Origin of the sequence: Mediterraneibacter massiliensis (genome assembly GCF_001487105.1) — a bacterium.
In the GTDB taxonomy this organism is placed as follows: domain Bacteria; phylum Bacillota; class Clostridia; order Lachnospirales; family Lachnospiraceae; genus Mediterraneibacter; species Mediterraneibacter massiliensis.
The window spans coordinates 2,040,470-2,062,553 of the sequence record NZ_LN913001.1 but is presented as its reverse complement, the minus strand read 5'-3'; the positions used below and the strand labels follow the sequence as shown (position 1 = coordinate 2,062,553).

Below are 22,084 nucleotides of genomic sequence, written 5' to 3'. Positions count from 1 at the left end.
AGGGTGATTTCTTATAATGCATATGTTATTTAACTGCCGGTGGTATTATATTGGGACAAAAGTTAAATCTTTTGCTAGACAATAGGATGTAGGTAATATTTCAAGTTGTTTTTAAAAACAACTTGATGTATAATTAAAATATACCTTATCGGGCGAAGCCCGCCTGCCTGCAAGGCATGTATTACGGGATGCCCGGATGGGTATACCTTATCGGGCGAAGCCCGCCTGCCTGTAAGGCATGTGTTAGGGGATGCCCGGATGGGCAGAGAATATACATACAGGAGGAAACGTATGAAAAAGAAAAAGATGACGGCAATTTTATTGACTGTGGTTCTGGCAGGGATGTTGGCTGCAGGCTGTGGTTCTGCTCAGGACGGAAAGAAAGAGGTTTCTGCGGATACACAGAAGACGCAGGAGAAAAGTAAAGAAGAACCAACGGAACTTTTGATCGCAGCTGCGGCAAGCCTGGAATATTCTTATGAGGATGAATTGATCCCGATGTTTGAAAAGGCAAATCCGGATATCACGGTGAAAGGAACCTATGACAGTTCGGGGAAATTACAGACACAGATCGAAGAGGGAATCGAGGCTGATATTTTTATGTCTGCCGCGGCAAAGCAGATGAATGCGCTAGCAGAGGAGAACTTAGTGGATAAAGACTCGATTGTAAATCTGCTGGAAAATAAGATTGTACTCATTACTCCTGCAGATACAGAACTTGAACTGAAGGAATTCACCGATATTACAAAAGCGGAGACGATCGGCATTGGCGATCCCGCGAGTGTGCCGGTGGGACAGTATGCCCAGGAATCTTTGACAAATCTGGGATTATGGGAGGCAGTATCTGAGAAGGCAAGTCTCGGCACAAATGTGACAGAAGTGCTGAACTGGGTAGCAGAGGGAAGCGCAGATGCAGGTATCGTATATGCGACAGACGCAGCTACGACAGACAGAGTCAAAGTAGTGGCGGAGGCGCCGGCAGACAGCCTGGCAGAACCGGCCATTTATCCGGTAGGCATAGTCACTGCCTCAAAAAACAAAGAAGCGGCACAGAAGTTTGTAGAATTTCTGCAGAGTGAAGAGGCTGTCAAAGTATTTGAAGAATACGGTTTTATCGAATATAATAAATAGAGAAAAATAAGAAGTACAAAGGGGAAGGATCAATGGAACTGTCACCAATTCTGATCTCGCTGAGAACGGCAACAGTATCTATCTTTATTACATTTTTTCTGGGGATGGCTGCTGCCTACGGAGTCGTGCGTATGCGTCATGAAAAATGGAAAATGCTGTGTGATGGGCTTTTGACCCTTCCCCTTGTGCTGCCTCCGACAGTGGCCGGATTTTTCTTACTGTATATATTTGGCATAAAGCGTCCGCTGGGACAGTTTTTTTTAGAGTTTTTCGGTGTGAAGATTGCCTTTTCCTGGGGCGCTACGGTACTTGCTGCAGTTGTGCTCTCTTTTCCGCTGATGTACAGGTCTGCCAGAGGGGCATTTGAGCAGGTGGATGTCGACCTGCTCTATGCAGGCCGGACGTTGGGAATGTCTGAGTGGAAGATCTTTTGGAAAGTGCTGCTTCCCAATGCTATGTCGGGAATCCTGTCAGGCGGTATTCTGGCATTTGCCAGAGGTCTGGGAGAGTTTGGCGCTACAGTGATGATAGCGGGGAATATTGCAGGGAAAACGAGGACTCTTCCGTTGGCAGTCTATTCCAATGTTGCTGCGGGAGATATGCAAGGAGCATACAAATATGTGCTCATACTTGTTTTAATCTCCTTTTTTGTGGTAACTGGTATGAATTATGTAACGTATATATTCCAGAAGCATGACCGGAGGTAAGCAGTGCGTGAATTAGAAGCAGACATACAAAAAAAACTGAAGAATTTTTCTCTTGACATGCAGTTTGCCATGAGGGAAGAAATATTGGGGATACTCGGTGCTTCCGGCTGTGGAAAAAGTATGACATTAAAGGCTATAGCAGGGATCATAACGCTGGACAGCGGGAGGATTAAAACAGAGAGAACCGTATTTTATGACAGCAGATCCAAAACGAATATGACACCGCAGAAAAGAAAGGTTGGATATTTATTTCAGAATTATGCGCTCTTTCCGAATATGACTGTAAAAGAGAATATAGCAATGGGAATTCAGGGAAAAAGAGAAGAAAAACAAAAGAAAGTAGAAAAGCTCTTAGAACAATTTCAGATCAAGGGTCTGGAAAAACAATATCCCTATAAATTATCCGGTGGTCAGCAACAAAGAACAGCGCTTGCAAGGATACTTGCGTCAGAGCCGGATATTTTACTTCTGGATGAACCATTTTCTGCTATGGACAGTTATTTAAAGGAAGAACTCCAGCTGGAATTAAGAGAACATCTAAAGAATTTTACAGGATGCACGATCATTGTAAGTCATGATCGGGATGAAATATACCGGCTCTGTGATAAAACGATGGTTATGGGGGAGGGCGTGAATCTGATCTGTGGAGACACAAAGGGACTTTTTGCGCGTCCAAGGAAAATGTTGGCAGCTAGACTGACAGGATGTAAGAATATATCTAAAGCGAAACAGATAAAGGAAAATACTGTATATGCTATAGACTGGGGGGTGGAACTGAAGGTAAGGGGAAGCATACCGCAGAAGCTGGCATATGTAGGGATCCGGGCGCATGATTTTTTGCCTGTTGGTTCTTCTGAGACATGTGAAAACCGGATCCGAATACGATCGGGAGAAAGATCAGAAGCTCCCTTTGAGTGGATCTTACTCTTTCAAAACGCGGAGGATCCAAAGAAAGCGATGTGGATGAAGAGGGAACGCGGCGACAGGCAGATACCGGAATTTGTGACAGTGGATCCGGGGAAAATATTACTGTTGGAGGAATGATAAGTTGTATCCATTGGTAAAAGTTAAAGTTTATAATGAAGATTTGGTGTTTGGTCCAGGACTTACCATGCTTCTTGCCAGGATCCAAGAGACAGAATCCATGAAAGAAGCGTGCAGTGTGATGGGGATGTCCTACAGCAAAGGATGGAAGATCGTTAACCGGGCAGAAAAAGAACTGGGATATGAACTGATCAGTCGTCAGCATGGCGGCAGCAGGGGCGGAAAGTGCAAAATTACAGAAAAAGGACTCTCGCTTATGAAGCGGTATGAGAAAATGGAAGCAGAAGTGCAGGAATATACAAAAAAAATATTCCAGGACTATTTTCCGGAATATCGTTTGAACTGATCGATACTTTAGGCGAAGGCCAATGACTGCATCGCAGACTGCAGACACAGCCATTGCCTTCTGTTTTCATATATTCAGAATACTAGGAAAATATGAATCTGTTGTGACAAGAATTAGAAGAAATTCTAAACATTATTAAAAAGAAATAAAGTAAAAAATAAAAAGAAAATCATTTTGCCAGAACGGTGTGCATTGCTTCTTTTGCAGCGGAGACCCACCGTTCTTTTTGTGCCTCAAATTGCTCATGCAGCCAGGCAATCGCATTGTCCATGCCTTCTTCGGTTAATGGAAAAGAAGCGTTTTCTTTTTCCGCGTCCGGGGTCTTTTCAAAGGACCAGGGCTCTGGATAAATATAGACAGTAAAAGATTCCTTGCTTTCATCACATTGAAAAAAATACCGCATGCCGCTGTGGCTGCCTGAGAAAGGTTCTTTTTTTAACCCGCCTACGGGAATTAGTGTTTTATCGATCATTTTGTGTCTCCTTTTTTGTGTAGTCTGTGCGTATTTTCACTGCCAGATAGAGCAGGACCGCATCACGGAATTTGCGGGGATTCAGACCACATTTTTTATAAATATGATCCAGTTTATACTGCAGTGTGTTTTTGTGGAGGAAAAGCTGCTGTGCAGTCTGTAAAAGAGACATATCATTCTCAAAATAGACGGAGAGCAATGACAGTTCTGCCTCTGTCAGTGGAAAGATCGTCCGGTTTAAATAGGCATTCCTGTTTTCAGGCGTCAAGGAAGATAAAAAGAGTTCCAATGTGAGATGATCGAAAACAGCAAAATGCAGTTTGGTATCGGATAGACTATTTAAAGCGGTTATAGCACTGGAATAAGACTCTGATAGAGAAATACCCCGGACGGCTTTTCCAACTGCCAGACACAAACAGTCAGCGTATTTGTCAGCAAATGCTTGCAGATCGTCTGTATACTGGATAAAAGAGTCCTCTTCCATTAAGGCCAGATATTCGTTGGGATAATGATACGTATACAGTACAGTCCGCGTGCGGGAAAACAGATCCAAGATCTGCTGTTCCATTACAGGAAGGCTGTCTGGACGGTAAGCGGTACTGAGCCGGATGATAAGGATCCGTTTTTCGCTTTCCTTTCCTATATGCATTTCTTCTAAACAATGTAAGATATAGTCATAGTTCTCAAGTTTTCCACCGATGAGGGCATGGAGGATATAATGACGTTTTTCTGCCTGTGTTCTGGAAAATGCGTTGACTTCCTGCTCACGGATAAGAAGTCGGGTGATCCGTTCTGCAAGATAGGCAAATTTGCGGACTTCTTCCGGCTCTCCGCTGATACCGATCACGGCAATGATGACGTCCTTGTAGTGGACAGGGAGGTTCACTCCCTTGTACGTGCCGGAAAATTCTGTATTTGTGTCAACTTCCAGCATATTTCCTATTTGGGCCGCTTTTCGGCCGATTTCATGGAATGTACCAATACGCTGTATATCGGTACTTGCGAAAATGATCCCGGAGCAGTCGATAAAATTGACGTCATGTCCACAGACATCTTTTACAGTGTTTACAATCTGCTGTGCCAGGTCATGATCAATACTGGAAAGCATAATATTCCTCCTTTTCTAGAAACCTCTATAAAAGAGTATAAAGAAAAAAGAGAATAAATACCATAGAAAATTGCAAAAATATTTTACAGTGCTATAATAAAATAGAAGACAAATAAGAACGGAGGAGATTTTAATGAAAATAGCAGTAACCTATGAAGACGGACAGATCTTTCAGCATTTCGGACATTGTGAGGAATTCAAGGTATACGAGACAGAGGAAGGTAAAGTGCAGGCGGCACAGGTGATAAATGCAAATGGAAGTGGGCATGGTGCTCTTGCAGGATTTTTGCAGGAAAATGGAGTAGACGTACTTATCTGCGGAGGAATCGGAGGAGGCGCACGCACAGCACTCCAAGAAGCCGGAATTCAATTGTATCCGGGCGCATCCGGAGACGCAGATGAGAACATCAGAGCGTTTCTGGACGGCAAGTTAAATTTTGATCCAGATACGACTTGCAGTCATCATCACCATGCAGAGGGAGAAGCCTGCGGCAGTCACCACTGCGGTGAAGATAAACATGGCTGTACAGGCAAATAAAGCTGTTAGTACAATGCAAAACCCGGTATAGGAACAAAAAAGAGTACCCTTTATGCTCACACGTGCATATCGCAATACAGGCCTTGTAGGCGGGCGTGCTGCGCATGCTAAGGGATTGTTCCATACCGGGATATTTTATGTCATGAAGGGAGCGGAAGCAGGCGGTGAGGAGAAGAACACTTTTGCTTTTCCGTCATATAGTATTAAGAATTGCTTTATCAGGAGGAGTTTATGAAAAAGCGTATATTTACCGCTTTAATGACTGTATCTCTTACGATGACACTCTTGTGCGCATGCGCCTCTGGAAAAGAGGAGGATGTCAAAGAAACTTCCGGCGAGATTGGCAGCCGAGAAAAAGAAAAAATGATCGATGTTACATTAAACGAGGTGGCTCATTCTATTTTCTACGCCCCGATGTATATTGCCATTGAAGAAGGGTACTTTGAAAAAGAAGGGATCGATCTGGAACTTGTTTGTGGATTTGGAGCAGACAAAACAATGACAGCGGTTATTTCCGGTGAAGCGGATATTGGCTTTATGGGATCAGAGTCTTCTATCTACACATATAATGAGGGCGCGAATGACTATGTTGTGAACTTTGCCCAGTTAACACAGCGGGCAGGCAATTTTCTCGTGGCAAGAGAAGAAATTTTGGATTTTACTTGGAAAGATGTCAAAGGAACAACTGTACTTGGAGGTCGAAAAGGCGGCATTCATATATCAATGTAAATTTAGAGAGTATTGTGATTTTGTGTAACTGGGTGGATAGAATGAATAGTGTGAAGAGTATATAAAAAGAAGTGGCGGAAATACCAGCAATGATATTTCCGCCAAAATTATTAAGCCACCTGTGGATAATCGATAACTGCAATTTCCTGCATTAATTTTTTCGCCATATCAACAATCAATTCAAGGCGTTCAGCAACTTCATCTGTATAATATTTTTCTCCACACTGATCACATTCAAGGCATGGAACATTTTTAATTACAATAATACAATTTTTATAATTTACGACGTGTGTTGTTGTGCTATTGACAGTGGTACTATTCTTACAATACATACACATATCCATCACCTCTTTCTTCGAGTCTTTAAATCATCTTCAAATTTCTTTGTATCGGGGTAATCTTCTATAATTTCAGCAGTTGCAATTTTAATTTTTCTAAAAATTTTTCAGACGCTTTAGAAAACACTTGATATTTTTTCCAAATGATATGCATACCTGCTTCGGTTTGCGGAGAAAGAGGTCGAAAACATAATTTACTATTTTCGCCAGTATGGATGATTCTATCCAATCCGATGGCGTAACCCAATCCCTCTTCCACCATCAGGGAGGCGTTAAACAGCAAATTGTAAGTTGCTATAATTTCTAATTCAGAGAGTTCTTTATTAATCCAGGCGGTTAAAATAGCTTTGCTGTCATCTTGATTTGAAATAATCAATGGCTTATCCCATAAATCTTCCGGTTGAATCGTTTTTTTTGCAGCCAATGAGGAATCTCTTCTCATCAAAACACCCCATGTATCTTTGAATGGAAATTCTATTGAATTATACTTTGTGGGATCGACATTTCCAAATACAATCCCAAAATCAATCAATCCCTTATCCAGTTGCTCATTTACAAAACATGCGTTGCCGCTGGAGATATGGTAGCGGATTCCAGGATAGGATTCATAGAGTTCTTTCGCAGCTCTTGCTATAAAACGGACAGCATCGGTTTCGCCGGCTCCGATATAAACATCCCCCAAAATCATTTGATCAGAGGCAGAAATTTCCCGTTCTGTTTTTTGTACAAGGCTCAGTATTTCTTCTGCCCGTTTACGGAGTATCATCCCTTCTTCGGTAAGTGTCACTTTTCTTGTTCCCTTTGATCCACGAATCAGTAATTGTTTTCCCAGTTCCTCCTCTAACGCTCTAATCTGAGTGGAAAGGGTGGGCTGTGAAAGATGTAGCGATTTCGCAGCTTTGATAATACTTTGTTCTCTTGCAACGGCAAGAAAATAAGTGAGTACACGCAGTTCCATAACCGAGCCCCTCCTTTTTAATATGGTGATTATAGTATATCTTATTTTTTAATAGGTATCAACTATAGAAAGCTATAATATATAAGTATTTGCTATTTCTATTTTTGCTTTTTATAATGAGATTAGAAAGAGAAAAATGCAGATTGGTGGTGGTTATCCATATGGGTTACAAAGATATAAAACTGGAAGAGTTGATTGCATATGGTTCAAAAGAAGCAATCATAGAAAATCTAAAAGATGCCGGATGTAATCAGGAAACGATTGATTGCTGCCTTGCCTGTTTAGATTCAGGGCAAAAAAAGGAGCTGCTAAAACGATTGGAAAATCATCGAAAAGGACTTCTCGATCAAGTACACAAGGGGCAAAAACAGATTGATTGTCTTGATTATCTGGTGTTTCAAATCGGGCGCTGTTCTTTTCGACCAAATCAATGATAAGGAGGAAATCATAGTATGAAAATAATTGAAAACCAAACTTTTGATGAAGAGCGTACTCTTTATGGAAGCAATCAGCTTTTGGTCAGAAGCTGCGCATTTGATGGTCCGGCAGACGGAGAAAGTGCATTTAAGGAATGTAGCAAAATAGAAGTGGAGGATTGTTTTTTCAATCTACGCTACCCTTTCTGGCATGATCACGGACTTACCATCCGTCATTCGGAACTGACCGAAGGTTGTCGGGCAGCATTGTGGTATTCCGAACATGTGGCAGTAACAGATAGTAAGTTTCATGGTATCAAAGCATTCCGGGAATGCGCTGATATAACAATTCAAAACTGCGATATTATCTCTCCGGAATTTGGCTGGTCGGTACAAGGAATTAAAATGGAGAACTGCACCGCTGAAAGCGAATATTTTATGATGCGTTCTGACCATTTGACTTTTCGTGATGTTCGTATGAAAGGGAAATATTCTTTTCAGTATATCGCCGATTCTGTTTTTGAAAACTGTGTGTTTGACACAAAAGATGCATTTTGGCATGCAAAAAATATCACAGTGCGAAACAGCACCATAAAGGGAGAATATTTGGCATGGTATTCCGATGGTCTAACACTGATTAACTGTAAAATTATCGGTACACAGCCCCTTTGCTACTGCAAAAATCTGAAACTGATTAACTGCGAAATGCTGGAGACGGATTTAGCATTTGAGAACTCACAGGTAGAGGCGACGATTGCAACGAAGGTTGACAGCATTAAAAATCCGCTGTCCGGACGGATTATGGTGCCTGATTTGGGAGAAATCATTTTGGATGATGCGAAGGCAAAGGGAGAGATTGTGATTGCCAGTCAAAACAAAACTGGAGAATCCATGAACAAAACAGCTTAATATTTGGAAGGAGCAGTAGATATATGAGTGAGAATATTTTAGTGATTTCAACAAGTCCCAGAAGGGGCGGAAATTCTGAAACACTTGCAGATGCATTTATCCGTGGAGCAAAGGAAGCTGGACATCAAACAGAAAAGATATGTCTGTATGACAAGACCATTGGATTTTGCAAAGGCTGCCTTGCCTGCTTACAGTCTCATTGCTGTGTTATTCACGATGATGCAGATGTCATTGCACAAAAAATGCGTAAAGCCGATGTTCTTGTATTTGCAACGCCGATTTATTACTATGAGATGTGCGGACAGATGAAAACGATGTTGGATCGGGCAAACCCGTTGTATGACTCCGACTATCAATTCCGTGATATTTACCTTCTTGCATCAGCGGCAGAAACAGAAGAAAGTGCTATGGATGGAGCAATTAAAGGAATTTCCGGTTGGATCGATTGTTTTCCAAACTCCAGGCTTAGTGGGACAGTATTGGCGGGGGTGCAGAAGCCATTGGCACAATACAGGGAAATCCGGCATTACAAAAGGCTTATGAAATGGGGAAAACAGTTTAAGGGAGGTATATGCAGAAGTGTAGATTCATCACCATACTTCTTCTACTGATGCTTACGATGACTGCTTGCAGCAGCATCGCTACTCCAAAACATGAACCAGCAGACAGCACTCATACAGACCTTAACTCTTTTGACAACAAAGAATCGGGGGAACCCGGCACAGAGAAAGAAGAAACGCAGAAGGAGGAAAACACAATGAAAATGAAGCTTGAAATTGGAGACCATATTTTTTCAGTTGTTCTGGAAGAAAATTCTTCTGTAGATGCACTAAAAGAGCTGCTTGCAGACGGATCGCTGACACTTCATATGACGGACTATGCAGGAATGGAAAAAGGCGCTGATCTTGGGACAGTGCTGCCGCAAAACAATGAACAGATGCACACACAGGCAGGCGATATCATTCTGTATCAGGGAAAAACCTTGGTGATCTATTACGATACCAATTCGTGGAATCTGACACAGATTGGAAAAATTGAGAATGTAGATGCGGAAGAATTACGCCAGTTACTTGGTAAGGGCGATGTTACGGTAACGGTATCCATCGAATAAAAGGAGTGTATATCATGGAAATATTAGTATTAAACGGCAGTCCCAGACCTCATGGGAATACTTCGGCTATGGTAGAAGCATTTACAGATGGTGCACAGCAAAGCGGGCACAAGGTAAGCGTTGTGAATGTCTGTCAGAAGAAAATCGCAGGCTGCCTTGCCTGTGAATACTGTCACACCAAAGGGAACGGAGTTTGCATTCAGAAGGACGATATGCAGGAGGTTTATCCCCTTCTTGAGAAAGCGGAAATGATCGTGCTTGCTTCCCCTGTCTATTATTTCAGCTTTACAGGACAGCTGCAATGTGCGATTAACCGTATTTACGCTTTGGATAAACCAAAAAACCTGAAAAAAGCCGCATTGTTCCTCAGTTCCGAAAGCAATCATGTATACTGCGGCGCTATCTATGAATACCAAAACGCTTTTCTGAACTATTTGAAGCTGGAGGATATGGGGATTTTTTCCGCATACGGAAAAGAAAATAAGGCAGAAGAAAAATTAAATGATCTTCGTGAATTTGGAAAAAAGCTGAAATGATTGGAGGATAAGAAATGGCAATCAAGCAAATCGCAGGAAGAGAAGCATTGGGAGATTTCGCTCCCAAATTCGCACAGTTAAATGATGATATTTTATTTGGTGAAGTCTGGAACAGAACAAACCAGCTTTCTTTGAGGGACAGATCACTGGTCACGGTAACTGCATTGCTGGCGCAGGGATTAACGGATTCTTCTTTCCGTTATCATTTGGAAAGTGCGAAAAATAACGGCATCACCAAAACAGAGATCTCAGAAATTCTGACTCATGCAGCTTTTTATGTTGGATGGTCAAAAGCGTGGGCGGCATTCCGCATGGCGAAAGAGGTCTGGGCGGAATCCCCTGCTAAAGCCGGTGGAAAGGAGGCTCATGCGGCATCCATGATTTTCCCCATCGGGCAGCCAAATGAAGCATATTCCCAGTATTTTAGCGGGCGGAGTTATCTCGCTCCGCTTTCCACGGAACAGGTAGGTGTTTATAATGTAACCTTTGAACCAGAATGCCGAAACAACTGGCATATCCATCATGCTAAAACGGGCGGCGGTCAAATTTTAATCTGTGTCAGCGGCAGGGGCTTTTATCAGGAATGGGGAAAAAGAGCGCAGGAACTGTTTCCCGGAGATGTGATAAACATTCCTGCCGGAGTGAAACATTGGCATGGAGCGACTCCTTACAGTTGGTTTTCTCATCTTGCCATAGAAGTTCCAGGAGAAGAAACTGCAAACGAATGGCTGGAGCCCGTAGACGAAACTGATTATACAAACGCTATTTGCTAAAAACAGGAGGAAAATGAAATGACAGGAACTGTACTACATCTTACAACTGAATGGGATAAAACATTTCCCAAAAGTGAAAACGTAAATCACCGGAAAGTTACTTTTGTGAATCGCTATGGAATTACACTGGCGGCAGATTTATATGAACCAAAGGATAAGAAGGGAAAATTTCCCGCTATTGCAGTAAGCGGACCCTTTGGAGCAGTAAAAGAACAATCCTCAGGACTGTATGCTCAGGCTATGGCAGAAAGAGGATTTCTTACCATCGCCTTTGATCCGTCTTATACTGGAGAAAGCGGCGGCGAGCCACGATACATGGCTTCCCCTGATATCAATACAGAAGATTTTATGGCGGCAGTGGATTTCTTATCCGTACAGGAAAATGTGGATTCGGAAAAGATTGGTATCATTGGCATCTGCGGTTGGGGCGGCATGGCATTGAATGCTGCCGCACTGGATACCCGCATTAAAGTAACTGTTACTTCTACTATGTATGATATGAGCCGCGTAAACGCAAAAGGTTACTTTGATTCCGAGAACACCCCTGATGCACGCTACGAAAAGAAAAAAATACTGAATGCACAGAGAATTACAGATTATAAAAACGGAAGCTATGAGTTGGGCGGCGGTGTGATCGATCCTCTGCCGGAAGATGCTCCTTTCTTTGTAAAGGATTATCATGACTATTATAAAACATCCCGTGGATACCACTCCCGTTCTTTGAACTCCAATGGCGGTTGGAATAAAACCGGGTGTATGTCCTTTTTGAACCAGCCGATCCTTGCTTACGCCGATGAAATTCGCAGTGCCGTGCTGATGATTCATGGCGAGAAAGCACACTCCTGCTATTTCAGCCGGGATGCCTTTACAAAACTTCAAGGTGGAAATAAGGAACTCGTTATTATTCCGGATACTGTCCATACAGATTTGTATGATCGGATGGATGTAATTCCTTTTGAAAAGATGAAAGAATTCTTTGAAGAAAATCTTTAATCAAAAAACTGAAAAATAAACAATACAAGCAAAAGGTCTCTCTTTCCACAATGATAGAGAGACCTTCATTTATTCTAAATATGTGTCATCAAATCGAGAAAACAAGATCCACCCCGTATTACCATATCGCCATTCTTCCATATAAGTAATATTTCGGAGTTTTATCTTGCTGGGGAACGGTCGCCTCCCCACACCCACTTTTTTATTAGCTACACCGGAGGTGCACGCAGCAAAAAATCATAATTAACATAATTCTATTTTGAGGCATTCAATAAGTAATTGGATGTCTTTTTCTATTAGAAAATACACATGGTAATGCGAACAAATTCTTTTGTAAGCCAATGATATAAGCAAGGGTATGGGGAATTGTCACTCCCCATCAAGAGAAAACCCATAAGGTGAACGGAAGCGGAAAAGCGATAACGTTAAACATGGGTGGATCTTACTCTTATAAAATTTTTTCTTTCTGCACCCTGTAAAATGAGCTTTTAATTTTGGATGATCTTGGCACAGAACGAAATTCTGAGTATGCTCTTGGAATTGTATTCAGCGTAATTGACCGAAGATATCGATCTGGCAGACCATTGATCGTAACGACCAATCTTCCGATAAAACAATTATTGCCCATGAAAAAATGGGGAAAATGAAAACCTTTTTTGCTACTGCCGAATCAAGGCAGACTGAAAATATTATAGAGCAGACAGGCACAAAAACAATCTGATGTTTATATCTTAGTATAGACATCAGAAATAGAAAGAGTGTGATAGCTCTGCAGAAACCTACATATTACCTGTGGCAAACAGATTATACATCTTCAGAAGACTTTGAGGCAGATAAGGAGAAATATACGAAAATAGGTTTTCGGGTTGTCACGTTTGCGGATGGGCAGCCGGATAAAAATATACATAATGGAATAAAAGCGTTGATTCGAAACCATATAAAAGAAATCAATCAGTAATTTCTCTGGGCGGGAGACATTCTCTCGCCCTTATTATATTACATTATTCTATAAATAATATTTCAGAAAGGATGAGGACATGAATGCTGGATATGTGCGTCTTTCAAGAGATGACGATAAGCGAAATTATGTTTCCATAGAAAATCAGAAGTTAATTATCAATCAGTATGCAGCCGACCATGGAATGGTTATTGACCGATGGTATGAAGATGACGGAGTGTCAGGTTATATTTTTGACAGACCTGGATTTCAACAGATGATGGCTGATTTAGATAAAGATATTGATACCGTATATGTGAAAGATTTCTCTCGTCTTGGCAGACATAATGCGAAGGTTCTTTTGCTTTTGGATGAATTTCAGGAACGGGGAAAACATCTCATTGTCATTGATGATAATTACGATTCTTTCGATTCCAGCGACGACACCATTGGAATTAAAACATGGTTCAATGAGCGTTATGTAAAAGATACCAGTAAGAAAATCAAAAGAGCGATTGGAGCTAGACAAAAAGAAGGTACGCTTATGACAAAACCACCTTTTGGATATTGTCGGGATACGAAAGACAAAAGTATCATCAAAATTGTTCCCAAAGAGGCAGAATTTATTAAAATGGTTTACGATCTTTATATCTCAGGATCCGGGTATCGCAAAATAGCAAATTATTTGACCGACCAGGGTATCCCAACGCCTTCTATGGTACAGCGAGAACGAGAAATTGAAGAAGGTCGCATAAGCAAAAAGAAAGTTGCAACCGTTTGGTCTGACAGCATGGTAAAGGAATTATTAGATAATGATTTTTACATTGGAACTTTTCGTTTGAGAAAACGTGCCAGAAATACAGTACATGGAAAGGATAAACGTGTTCCAAAAGAAGAACAGTGTATTTTTGAAGATCATCATCCGGCAATTATTGATAAAGCCACCTTTACTCTTGTACAGGAATTAAAGGAAAAGCGTAATCGCACGAATTATCGTGGAAGCAGGGGGAAATGGATCGGTTCAGAAATCCCCAATCCTTTTGGAAGCTGTTTGTTTTGTAAAGATTGTGGAAGTCGTTTGACACCGATTAAGCGTCAAACATCCAGCAGAGAACGAAAATATTATATTTGTACTACCTATAATACGAAAGGTAGGCGGTATTGTGAGAAAGCGCATCTGATTGAGGAAAATGATTTGATGGAAGATGTGCTGAATTATATTAAACTGTGCAGAGAAGCGCTTTGTGAAGTAATTTCCACATATGATATGAGGGACTTTGAGGCAGAAAAGAAAACGCTGGCAGAAAAACGACAGGACATTCAGGAAGAAATTCAAAACCGAAAAAATCAACTGAAGGTACTTTTAACACAAAAAATAAAAGATTTATCCATAGCATCTGGAAATAAGGATTTGATCCATGAAACTTATGACTCTTTACAAAAAGATTTATTGGCTCAGATTCATGGTTTGGAGATGCAGGAAAAAGAACTGAACGAAACTACTATAGAAACACCGGATGTAAAAGACAAATTGAGAAACGCATTGGATGTAGTTGATAAAATCATTGCAGGTGGAACTCTTGACCGAAGAGATATTGAACTGTTGATTGAGAGAATTGACGTAGATAAAGAGGGAATGCCGGAAATCACTTTAAAATATGGTTTGTCTGATCTAATCAATTACAGTCCTGCTGATGAGATGAATCGCCGGGAAAATACTGTAATCGCTCTTGTAATGAAGTTGATTATAGAAGATGAATGTGGATATACCTCTGCAAAATACTTGTCAGAACATATGACAGCATTGGGATTTAAGAAAACGAAACAAAGTATCTTGCCTTATATCCATCTGATGAAAGAATTAGGGATTCTGGAAGATACGGATAATCCGCTGAAACCTTACAATATTGTGAAAACAAAAAAAGAGATTACGGTATTGATGCATCAATATCTGCCGGATTTACCGGCTCAAATGACTTCTGAACAATTATCGGACAATTATTTACATTGTAATTGTGGCGACAGGCGGCATGCCACAGATGGTATTTGAGTATATTTTAAAAGAGAACGGTATTGATCCAGAGAGTGATCTGGAGATTAATCAGAATATTGATTTTGGCTCTACTGCCGCCGCCTTTTCGGAAGGTCAGGGAGATTTCACAGTAGAGTTTGAACCCGGGGCTACCACATTGGAATCAGAAGGAAAAGGGTATGTAGTAGCGTCCTTAGGAGAAGACAGTGGTTATGTGCCTTATACAGCTTTTAGTGCAAAGAAAAGCTATATAGAAGAAAATCCGGACGTTATACAGGGAGTTACCAATGCCCTACAAAAAGGAATGGACTATGTGCAGTCTCATACACCGGAAGAAATCGCTGCAGCCATAGAACCTCAGTTCCCGGAGACTGATCTGGAAACGATCACGACGATTGTTACCCGGTATTATGAACAGGACACATGGAAAGATAATCTGATCTTTGAAGAAAGTAGTTTTGACTTATTGCAGGATATTCTGGAAAGTGCCGGAGAATTAAGCAAAAGAGCTCCTTATAAAGAACTTGTCACTACGGAGTTTGCCGAGAAAGCAAACAATACTACTGCAAAATAGACCCTGTAGTTCTATATAGCGCATGACAAAAAGGGCTACCGCATAAAATCGTGCGGCGGCTCTTTACTGTATATATGCCTGGCGGTATACATTTCTAGCAGGAAGATAAATTCTCTTTATTATAAAAAGAGATAGTAAATCGAGAAAAGCCATATAAATACAGTATCTATCAGTAAAATAAACAAAAGAAAATAAGGAAAATCATAACAAATGAAAGAGCCGCTTGTAACGCAATGCGTCAGCACTCTTTACAAGTTGTGGGATAAGTCGTATCTTCTCGATGGCAGAAATGGAACACAAATAAGACAGCAGAATATTTTTCAAACGAAGCATGTTACTTTTACAGTAAGATGCTTTTTTGTTTATGATATTTTACTATGTCCATGACAAAGGAGGAGTGATAAAGAATGGCAGAGATTTATGGATATGTACGAGTTTCAAGTATAGACCAGAATGAAGAGCGACAGATTGTCGAACTATCAAAAAGGAATGTGATTTCTAAGAATATATACATAGACAAGCAGTCGGGAAAAAGTTTTGAACGTCCGCAATATAAAAAACTCGTGAAAAAGCTAAAACAGGGTGATTTACTCTATATTTTAAGTATTGACCGCTTAGGCAGAAACTATCTTGAAATACAGGAACAATGGCGAATACTGACAAAAGAAAAAGGGATTGATATATGCGTCATAGACATGCCCTTACTAGATACTAGAAACGGTAAAGATTTAATGGGGACGTTCATTGCCGACCTCGTATTACAGATACTTTCCTTTGTGGCACAAAATGAGTGTGAGAACATCAGAAAAAGACAGGCACAAGGAATAGCAGTGGCAAAAGCAAGAGGCGTAAAATTCGGCAGACCAGCAATCACGCTTCCAGAAAACTTCGGGAAACTTATTCATGAATGGGAAAAGAAAAGACTTCCTCTGTCAGAAGTCTTAGACGTATGCAAAATGAGCGAAGCTACATTCTATCGGAAATTAAGGGAATATCGCCTATTACAGGAAAGGTAATCTGTTCTGAACTATCAAAAAGTACACCTTTTGATAGTCAGCTATATCATTTACAGTATAGCTGAAAACGCTTATTTTTTCAATGATTTTGTCGTTTGAAACGGTTTTAAAGCCGTTATTTTTTAATTTTGAATGATAACTCTATCTAGTCTATGTCTTTTGCAAAAGGTGTACCTTTTGAGAATAATTATGAAAGGAGCAGAAAAAAATGAAACAAAGAAGCTTAAAAAAAGTTTGTTTATTTCTACTGGCGGGAGCTATGATATTAACCGTCTTTCCGTGTAGTGGTAATGTAGTTTATGCACAGACACCAGAACATATGAATGATAATTCTGAAACGAATGTTTCAACAGAGGAAATCGAACATCAAGAAACCCCAAAAGCATTAACACAGAGTTTATCAGATAATAATACTCAAGAAATTTCTAATTCCATCATTGATACAAATGGAATTATAGAAGTCCCAACAGAGGGAATGATTATTACAGGGGGAGTATACTATGGAATTTCTAAAGATTGGTATGCTCAGAATAATCCAGATGGAAAGGTTTTAAGTCTGGCTTTAACTATACCAAATAATGTAACCACAATTTATAATGATGGCTTTAGGGATAGCTGGTCATCTCAAAAACAAAGTCAAAAGTGTATCACCAACTATAATTATGATGGTGATAAGACATATACGGATAAATACACTGTTGTGGATATTGACTTTTCAAATGCTGCGAACCTTACAACAATAAATAGTCAGGCGGCTATGTCTTGTACGTCTTTAACAGGTGTATTAGATTTATCCTATACCAAACTTGAAACCTTAGGTAAAAGCGCTTTTAATGGCTGTACGGGATTATCAGGTGTTATTTTTCCAGAAACATTAAAAAATATTGGTAGTACAGATAGTGGAAGTGTATTCAACGGGTGTATGGGCTTACAGTTTGTTCGTACCACTAACGGAAATTCGGGTACGATATTTGAATTGCCAAAAAATTTAGAAGTTATTGGGCGACAGAGTTTCAAAGGGTGTACTGGTTTTCCTGCTAATACAACAGTATCTATTCCAGCTTCAGTAACATTTGTTGGCAGTGAAGCATTTTATAATTCTCCTAATATTACGACGATATTTGTTCAAACAGGTAATGCGAATACATATGATGGAGGAGCATTTAAGGGAGATGATTATGGATTGGGGAAACGATTAACGGTTTTTAGCAATTTTTCTGCAAAAAAATCTTTTAAACCTAGCGGAAGCAACGCTTATTCTAATTCATTAACTTATGAATTTATGCTTTATTATGATACTGTAAAGACAGAAAAGAAACTTTGGGGACAGGCAGTCAATGTTTGCAAAGGGCAAGACGGAAACTGGTATACAGATGAAAATTATGTTATACCAGAAACAGATGGAAATGTTCTTGTTGGATATACAGGCGGCTGGATTTATGATGATACTGTTTTGACGGATAAAACAATTCTAAAACCATCTGGAGATGAATTAACCCTTTCCGCTTCTTATGTTTTGCAAGAACCGACTATTCAATTCATAGTAGATGGAAAAGTAATCGAAACAGAAGATACCTATCCAAAATTAAACTTATCAAATGCTAAGGAACATACGATAGGTGTTGATGTTTCACACCCGATAGAATCAGTAGAAAATGCTGATGTCAAAGTTAAATTTGAATATGAATGGACTGACGTATGGAACGGCGGTAAATTAGGACCTCGTATGGAAGAAGAGGGGTTTGGAAGATATAACCTTTGGGATAATCCGGAGGTTACAAATACAATCACAGTCAATGGAGCCGAACATGAACGAACAAATACTGGAAATTACTCAAAAGAAAATTATGGCGATGGATATTATCTACTTGAAATTTATGGATATAGTTGCCCGAAATCTGGCGGTCAATGGGAATTATTTTATAAATCAGCACACACAAAAATTGGAGTTGCCGATCCAGATCGTACTACAGATACGGCGTATTTATTTGATGTCGTAACTTCCGAACCTGTTCAAAAACCAAGCGTAACATTCACAGGAAACAATGTTGAATATGGATACAATAAAGCTGAAATCGTTGCTTCTGTGAGTGAGATAGATGGACAGACAAATACATATCAATGGTATAAAGCCAACAAAGAAAATTTATCTTCAAAGGGAAAAAAGATTGATGGAGCAACTTCAACATCATTACAAATAGAAAAAGGGAAAGACGCCGGAGAATATTATTATTATCTCGAAGTAACTTCAAAGAAAGAACTAAACGGAGATGTTGTCAAGACAAATTTTCCTGTACCTTTTACGGTTAATAAAATACAAAGTAATATTGAAATCACAACAAAGAACATGGATAAAACATACGATGGAAAAGTAGTATCCAAGCCAGCAGTTGAAAAGACAGGGAGTGGCAATGCTGTAGTATTCACATGGTATGTAAAAGACGGAGAAAATTGGAACAAACTTGATACCGCTCCTATCAATGCAGGAAGCTATAAAGTGGTAGCCAGCGTTGCGGAAGATACCAACTATAACGGCGCAGAAGCAGAAAAGATCTTTGAGATTACAAAAGCCGTACCCCAAATACCTGTACTAGAAACGTTCATCATCAAGCAAGGCGAAGCATTATCTTCTATCGAACTTCCATCATGCTTTGCATGGACAGATGATACACAGAAAGCTGATGAGTTAGGAAAACAGACATTTAAAGCAATCTATACGCCAGAAGATACAGCAAACTATCAGAGTGTAGAGGTAAAAATCGCTGTGAATGTCGTTCCAGCGTTCATACCAGTCAATCAGATACCGATGATAACAGCAGAGGATAAGAAGCTGACCGTTGGAGACAGCTTTGATGTTATGGCAGGTGTAACAGCTTTGGATAAAGAGGACGGAGATATTACAAAAGATATTGAAGTCATCAAAAACGAAGTCAAGACCGATACAGCAGGCGCTTATGAAGTAACCTACAAGGTAACGGATAAAGACGGAGCTTCCACGACAAAGACGATTACTGTTACAGTTAAAGACAAAGAGGAACAGTCGACCACTCCGACAAAGCCAGATACGGCAGTCAAGACAGGCGACAGCACGAATGTCTTATTGTGGAGTATAGTGGCAGTCATTTTCCTTGCAGGAGTGATAACGGTACTGTTATTCAAACGTAGAAAGAGCAGATAAGCCCCCGTTATCTAACAAGGGGGCACCAAAAACAAGAGACATTACTAAGCGGAAAACACTGTATTTACAAGGCAAAACCGCTTTTAACAGGGTGTTAACTGAAAGGCACTCATTTAACACTTGAAAATTGAATAAGACATAGGAGCGACAGTTGATTTCAAATAAGAAATAGAAGAATTAAGACAAAATCGTGAAGAATACGGAGTAACACAAAGAAGACTTGCTATTGCTTGTGGTATCAGTTGTACTCATTTAAATCAGATAGAGAATGGCATTACTGTTCCCTCTGCTAAATTAAAGCAAACGATAGAAAAACAGATTGAGCGTTTCAATCCGCAAGAACCGCTATTCTTATTGATTACTTTCGTGTCCGCTTTCCTACTACGGACGCATTAAAGAGTATTCGTAATGAAAAAAGCCGATAAACCTTGAAAAACAAGGATATATCGGCAATTCAAGAACTTATAAGAAGATATGGAAAAAGTTGATATTTTTTAAGCCTCAAAGAAAGGTTTTTGTCTTACTATAGAGAGTTGCTTATGATTAAAGGGATATAGTATACTTAGTATATAAAAATGAAAGAGGAACAGAATGAGCGGCAAAACATTGTTAAAGGTAAAGTTTTTAAGTAAAGTCACAAGAGATAGGGGGGGTAAGAGTATGATAACGATTTTTAATCGCAGATTCTTAATCGCTACTATGGATATGAAACGACAGTCAGATATTAGGGATAAATTGAGCGGAGCCGGTATTGCCTACACAGTAGGGACAAAAAATCTTCAGAGTTCAGAATGGCTGGGCGGAGGCAATAGAGGAAGGTATGGAAGTATGGGAATCCAGCAAAAGTATTCTTATGAATATAAAATCTATGTACACAAAGATGATTATGAAAGAGCATTGAAAGAAATACAATAGACGAAAAAACTTCCCGCAGATTGTAGTCTGTGGGAAGTTTTTTTGACTTGGTCTAATAATTATCATAATCATCTTCAAAAGGGTCGTCATAGTCTTCCTCGTCATAGCTATCTCCGGAACCAAGAGAAGCAATAGTAAGGATAATGAATATAACAGCAAATACAGCACATCCCACCGCGCAGTAAAGAAGCATGGAGTCAGTGTTTCTTTTCAAAAATGCAAACACAGCACCTCCAATACAAAATACTGCCGGAAACAGAAAGGCACAGAATGTATTCTTTTTCTGAAGAATGAATAATAAGATGCCGGATAAAAGCAGACAAAGAGCAAGTATAATATATATTGTTCCGGCACTGCTTTCATTTCCGGCGGTGACGTCGGTCAATCCGGTTGTAAAAGCTTTATATGTAAAGAAAGCAAATCCGATCAAAGAAAGAACGCCAAATATAATTTTTACACTTCTGAATCTTGGGGTTTCCTCCTCATACATATCTTCTTCCACAACAGGAGGTTCCGGTTTCCTGCGTGCGGCCGGTGCAGATTTTGCCGAGTTTTTATAGGTGGTATTTTCTGACGGAGCAGTCCGTCTTTTCTTTACAGGACGCCGTCCGGGATCTGTAGCGAGCATGTCTTCGTATCCTTTTTTAACAGCGGTTTCTCTTTTGGTACGAATTCTCTCGGGCGGAATATTCGCATATTTTTGTTCTTCAGCAGGAGCAGTACTTCTTGTATGTTTTGCCGGTTGTCCCTGACCTGTACGTTTTACAGGTTTGTCTGCAGGTGCCTGTTTAGGCGATCGTGTTTTGACTTGTGTACCTGCAGCTGTGGGTCTGCCGGTCTTCTTTGCTTGGGCTCTTTCAGCGGAAACTTTTTTGAGTTCTGTTGTTTTCTCAGGAGAAACAGCAGTATTTGCACTTGAGTTTCCGTTTTTCTTTGCGGTGCTTTTTTGTGTATTCAGATTCGCAGGTTTGTGATCTGCGGTCTGTTTTTGCCTTTCTACATTAGCAGTTTGATTTTGAACGCCTGGTTTTAGCGGCTGTTCCTTTGTACCCGCGGCCTTTTTAGCAGCCTTTTTGGCACGCTGCTTGTCTAGATTCCACTGTTTTTTGCAATTACGGCATATGGCATATTCGTTAAAGATGGGGTCATTATTTTCATTGACGCCAACTTGTTTTTTCTGTATTTCTACTTCTTTTTGGCATATTGGACATTTCATAGTTAAATTGTACTCCTCTCTTCGTAGACAATCCAAAGGATTAATTTACAACGCTTCTATTATAACATTTTGCATTAGTAAGAACAATGGAAAAATGCAACATATCC

The 22,084-nt window shown here is 40.1% G+C and carries 23 protein-coding genes and 3 pseudogenes; 21 read left to right on the top strand and 5 right to left on the bottom strand.

Annotated elements, in window-relative coordinates:
• Window positions 1-291: 291 nt before the first annotated feature.
• Genes modA through BN3282_RS14025 form a run of 4 tightly spaced genes read left to right on the top strand, consistent with a single transcriptional unit; the run spans window position 292 to window position 3,228 of the window.
• Window positions 292-1,131, top strand: coding sequence for a molybdate ABC transporter substrate-binding protein (gene modA / locus BN3282_RS14040; RefSeq protein ID WP_059070125.1), 840 nt, complete (start codon window positions 292-294; stop codon window positions 1,129-1,131).
• 32 nt (window positions 1,132-1,163) lie between these two features.
• The gene (modB, locus tag BN3282_RS14035) at window positions 1,164-1,838 is read left to right on the top strand and encodes a molybdate ABC transporter permease subunit (protein WP_059070123.1); all 675 of its coding nucleotides are present in this window, start codon (window positions 1,164-1,166) and stop codon (window positions 1,836-1,838) included.
• A 3-nt stretch (window positions 1,839-1,841) separates the two neighbouring features.
• The gene (locus tag BN3282_RS14030) at window positions 1,842-2,882 is read left to right on the top strand and encodes a sulfate/molybdate ABC transporter ATP-binding protein (RefSeq protein WP_118977235.1); all 1,041 of its coding nucleotides are present in this window, start codon (window positions 1,842-1,844) and stop codon (window positions 2,880-2,882) included.
• A 4-nt stretch (window positions 2,883-2,886) separates the two neighbouring features.
• Window positions 2,887-3,228: a winged helix-turn-helix domain-containing protein gene (locus tag BN3282_RS14025; RefSeq protein ID WP_059070121.1), complete on the top strand. Its 342-nt coding sequence runs from the start codon at window positions 2,887-2,889 to the stop codon at window positions 3,226-3,228.
• 169 nt (window positions 3,229-3,397) lie between these two features.
• On the opposite strand, the gene BN3282_RS14020 is transcribed toward BN3282_RS14025, so the two are convergent.
• Both BN3282_RS14020 and BN3282_RS14015 read right to left on the bottom strand, forming a co-directional pair.
• Entirely contained in the window at window positions 3,398-3,700 is a 303-nt protein-coding gene (locus BN3282_RS14020) for a hypothetical protein (protein WP_059070119.1), read from the bottom strand.
• Window positions 3,690-4,808, bottom strand: coding sequence for a CdaR family transcriptional regulator (locus tag BN3282_RS14015; RefSeq protein ID WP_059070117.1), 1,119 nt, complete (start codon window positions 4,806-4,808; stop codon window positions 3,690-3,692). The genes BN3282_RS14020 and BN3282_RS14015 overlap by 11 nt, the downstream gene beginning before the upstream one ends.
• A 133-nt stretch (window positions 4,809-4,941) precedes the next feature.
• On the opposite strand from BN3282_RS14015, the gene BN3282_RS14010 reads away from it, so the two are divergent.
• Together BN3282_RS14010 and BN3282_RS14000 are read left to right on the top strand one after the other, a co-directional pair.
• Window positions 4,942-5,346, top strand: coding sequence for a NifB/NifX family molybdenum-iron cluster-binding protein (locus BN3282_RS14010; RefSeq protein WP_059070115.1), 405 nt, complete (start codon window positions 4,942-4,944; stop codon window positions 5,344-5,346).
• A gap of 231 nt (window positions 5,347-5,577) precedes the next feature.
• Window positions 5,578-6,060, top strand: a pseudogene (locus tag BN3282_RS14000) (ABC transporter substrate-binding protein); the annotation flags it as partial.
• Window positions 6,061-6,185: 125 nt separating this feature from the next.
• Here BN3282_RS14000 and BN3282_RS13995 read toward each other — a convergent pair.
• The gene (locus BN3282_RS13995; protein WP_059070111.1) at window positions 6,186-6,413 is read right to left on the bottom strand and encodes a type II toxin-antitoxin system MqsA family antitoxin; all 228 of its coding nucleotides are present in this window, start codon (window positions 6,411-6,413) and stop codon (window positions 6,186-6,188) included.
• A 64-nt stretch (window positions 6,414-6,477) separates the two neighbouring features.
• Window positions 6,478-7,371 (bottom strand): LysR family transcriptional regulator, encoded by an 894-nt coding sequence (locus BN3282_RS13990; protein WP_059070109.1) that lies wholly within the window; start codon window positions 7,369-7,371, stop codon window positions 6,478-6,480.
• A 161-nt stretch (window positions 7,372-7,532) separates the two neighbouring features.
• Between BN3282_RS13990 and BN3282_RS13985 the strand changes: the two genes are divergently transcribed.
• The 15 genes and pseudogenes from BN3282_RS13985 (at window position 7,533) to BN3282_RS13925 (ending at window position 20,761) form a co-directional block, all read left to right on the top strand.
• Window positions 7,533-7,805: a hypothetical protein gene (locus BN3282_RS13985; RefSeq protein WP_059070108.1), complete on the top strand. Its 273-nt coding sequence runs from the start codon at window positions 7,533-7,535 to the stop codon at window positions 7,803-7,805.
• Between the two features lie 18 nt (window positions 7,806-7,823).
• Window positions 7,824-8,696 (top strand): DUF3737 family protein, encoded by an 873-nt coding sequence (locus BN3282_RS13980; RefSeq protein WP_059070106.1) that lies wholly within the window; start codon window positions 7,824-7,826, stop codon window positions 8,694-8,696.
• Between the two features lie 23 nt (window positions 8,697-8,719).
• The gene (locus BN3282_RS13975) at window positions 8,720-9,307 is read left to right on the top strand and encodes a flavodoxin family protein (RefSeq protein ID WP_330382231.1); all 588 of its coding nucleotides are present in this window, start codon (window positions 8,720-8,722) and stop codon (window positions 9,305-9,307) included.
• A gap of 146 nt (window positions 9,308-9,453) precedes the next feature.
• Complete coding sequence (locus BN3282_RS13970; protein WP_059070532.1) at window positions 9,454-9,807, top strand: cyclophilin-like fold protein; 354 nt, start codon at window positions 9,454-9,456, stop codon at window positions 9,805-9,807.
• A gap of 14 nt (window positions 9,808-9,821) precedes the next feature.
• A complete protein-coding gene (locus BN3282_RS13965) occupies window positions 9,822-10,343 on the top strand; it encodes a flavodoxin family protein (RefSeq protein ID WP_059070104.1) in 522 nt (173 codons plus the stop codon).
• Between the two features lie 14 nt (window positions 10,344-10,357).
• Window positions 10,358-11,116, top strand: coding sequence for a carboxymuconolactone decarboxylase family protein (locus tag BN3282_RS13960; protein WP_059070102.1), 759 nt, complete (start codon window positions 10,358-10,360; stop codon window positions 11,114-11,116).
• 18 nt (window positions 11,117-11,134) lie between these two features.
• The gene (locus BN3282_RS13955) at window positions 11,135-12,109 is read left to right on the top strand and encodes an alpha/beta hydrolase (RefSeq protein ID WP_059070100.1); all 975 of its coding nucleotides are present in this window, start codon (window positions 11,135-11,137) and stop codon (window positions 12,107-12,109) included.
• A gap of 482 nt (window positions 12,110-12,591) precedes the next feature.
• A pseudogene (locus BN3282_RS14805) lies at window positions 12,592-12,729 on the top strand (ATP-binding protein); the annotation flags it as partial.
• Window positions 12,730-12,869: 140 nt separating this feature from the next.
• On the top strand, window positions 12,870-13,067 hold the full coding sequence (locus tag BN3282_RS15245; protein WP_059070097.1) for a hypothetical protein: 198 nt from the start codon (window positions 12,870-12,872) through the stop codon (window positions 13,065-13,067).
• Window positions 13,068-13,146: 79 nt separating this feature from the next.
• On the top strand, window positions 13,147-15,096 hold the full coding sequence (locus tag BN3282_RS13945) for a recombinase family protein (protein WP_059070095.1): 1,950 nt from the start codon (window positions 13,147-13,149) through the stop codon (window positions 15,094-15,096).
• Complete coding sequence (locus tag BN3282_RS13940) at window positions 15,086-15,652, top strand: ABC transporter substrate-binding protein (RefSeq protein ID WP_242866645.1); 567 nt, start codon at window positions 15,086-15,088, stop codon at window positions 15,650-15,652. The genes BN3282_RS13945 and BN3282_RS13940 overlap by 11 nt, the downstream gene beginning before the upstream one ends.
• Window positions 15,653-16,059: 407 nt before the next feature.
• On the top strand, window positions 16,060-16,668 hold the full coding sequence (locus BN3282_RS13935) for a recombinase family protein (RefSeq protein ID WP_059070093.1): 609 nt from the start codon (window positions 16,060-16,062) through the stop codon (window positions 16,666-16,668).
• 208 nt (window positions 16,669-16,876) lie between these two features.
• On the top strand, window positions 16,877-19,846 hold the full coding sequence (locus BN3282_RS13930) for a leucine-rich repeat protein (protein ID WP_059070090.1): 2,970 nt from the start codon (window positions 16,877-16,879) through the stop codon (window positions 19,844-19,846).
• Window positions 19,847-20,014: 168 nt separating this feature from the next.
• A pseudogene (locus BN3282_RS14800) lies at window positions 20,015-20,256 on the top strand (helix-turn-helix domain-containing protein); the annotation flags it as partial.
• Between the two features lie 250 nt (window positions 20,257-20,506).
• A complete protein-coding gene (locus tag BN3282_RS13925) occupies window positions 20,507-20,761 on the top strand; it encodes a hypothetical protein (protein ID WP_154821490.1) in 255 nt (84 codons plus the stop codon).
• A 52-nt stretch (window positions 20,762-20,813) separates the two neighbouring features.
• Here BN3282_RS13925 and BN3282_RS13920 read toward each other — a convergent pair whose 3' ends face one another.
• Window positions 20,814-21,977, bottom strand: coding sequence for a hypothetical protein (locus BN3282_RS13920; protein ID WP_059070087.1), 1,164 nt, complete (start codon window positions 21,975-21,977; stop codon window positions 20,814-20,816).
• Between the last annotated feature and the right edge of the window lie 107 nt (window positions 21,978-22,084).

What these genes read in the sequence shown, in the direction of transcription:
- modA (WP_059070125.1), top strand. Translation starts at nt 292, where the DNA reads ATGAAAAAGAAAAAGATGACGGCAATTTTATTGACTGTGGTTCTGGCA.
- modB (WP_059070123.1), top strand. Translation starts at nt 1,164, where the DNA reads ATGGAACTGTCACCAATTCTGATCTCGCTGAGAACGGCAACAGTATCT.
- BN3282_RS14020 (WP_059070119.1), bottom strand. Translation starts at nt 3,700, where the DNA reads ATGATCGATAAAACACTAATTCCCGTAGGCGGGTTAAAAAAAGAACCT.
- BN3282_RS14015 (WP_059070117.1), bottom strand. Translation starts at nt 4,808, where the DNA reads ATGCTTTCCAGTATTGATCATGACCTGGCACAGCAGATTGTAAACACT.
- BN3282_RS14010 (WP_059070115.1), top strand. Translation starts at nt 4,942, where the DNA reads ATGAAAATAGCAGTAACCTATGAAGACGGACAGATCTTTCAGCATTTC.
- BN3282_RS13995 (WP_059070111.1), bottom strand. Translation starts at nt 6,413, where the DNA reads ATGTGTATGTATTGTAAGAATAGTACCACTGTCAATAGCACAACAACA.
- BN3282_RS13990 (WP_059070109.1), bottom strand. Translation starts at nt 7,371, where the DNA reads ATGGAACTGCGTGTACTCACTTATTTTCTTGCCGTTGCAAGAGAACAA.
- BN3282_RS13985 (WP_059070108.1), top strand. Translation starts at nt 7,533, where the DNA reads ATGGGTTACAAAGATATAAAACTGGAAGAGTTGATTGCATATGGTTCA.
- BN3282_RS13980 (WP_059070106.1), top strand. Translation starts at nt 7,824, where the DNA reads ATGAAAATAATTGAAAACCAAACTTTTGATGAAGAGCGTACTCTTTAT.
- BN3282_RS13975 (WP_330382231.1), top strand. Translation starts at nt 8,720, where the DNA reads ATGAGTGAGAATATTTTAGTGATTTCAACAAGTCCCAGAAGGGGCGGA.
- BN3282_RS13970 (WP_059070532.1), top strand. Translation starts at nt 9,454, where the DNA reads ATGAAAATGAAGCTTGAAATTGGAGACCATATTTTTTCAGTTGTTCTG.
- BN3282_RS13965 (WP_059070104.1), top strand. Translation starts at nt 9,822, where the DNA reads ATGGAAATATTAGTATTAAACGGCAGTCCCAGACCTCATGGGAATACT.
- BN3282_RS13960 (WP_059070102.1), top strand. Translation starts at nt 10,358, where the DNA reads ATGGCAATCAAGCAAATCGCAGGAAGAGAAGCATTGGGAGATTTCGCT.
- BN3282_RS13955 (WP_059070100.1), top strand. Translation starts at nt 11,135, where the DNA reads ATGACAGGAACTGTACTACATCTTACAACTGAATGGGATAAAACATTT.
- BN3282_RS13945 (WP_059070095.1), top strand. Translation starts at nt 13,147, where the DNA reads ATGAATGCTGGATATGTGCGTCTTTCAAGAGATGACGATAAGCGAAAT.
- BN3282_RS13940 (WP_242866645.1), top strand. Translation starts at nt 15,086, where the DNA reads ATGGTATTTGAGTATATTTTAAAAGAGAACGGTATTGATCCAGAGAGT.
- BN3282_RS13935 (WP_059070093.1), top strand. Translation starts at nt 16,060, where the DNA reads ATGGCAGAGATTTATGGATATGTACGAGTTTCAAGTATAGACCAGAAT.
- BN3282_RS13930 (WP_059070090.1), top strand. Translation starts at nt 16,877, where the DNA reads ATGAAACAAAGAAGCTTAAAAAAAGTTTGTTTATTTCTACTGGCGGGA.
- BN3282_RS13925 (WP_154821490.1), top strand. Translation starts at nt 20,507, where the DNA reads ATGATAACGATTTTTAATCGCAGATTCTTAATCGCTACTATGGATATG.
- BN3282_RS13920 (WP_059070087.1), bottom strand. Translation starts at nt 21,977, where the DNA reads ATGAAATGTCCAATATGCCAAAAAGAAGTAGAAATACAGAAAAAACAA.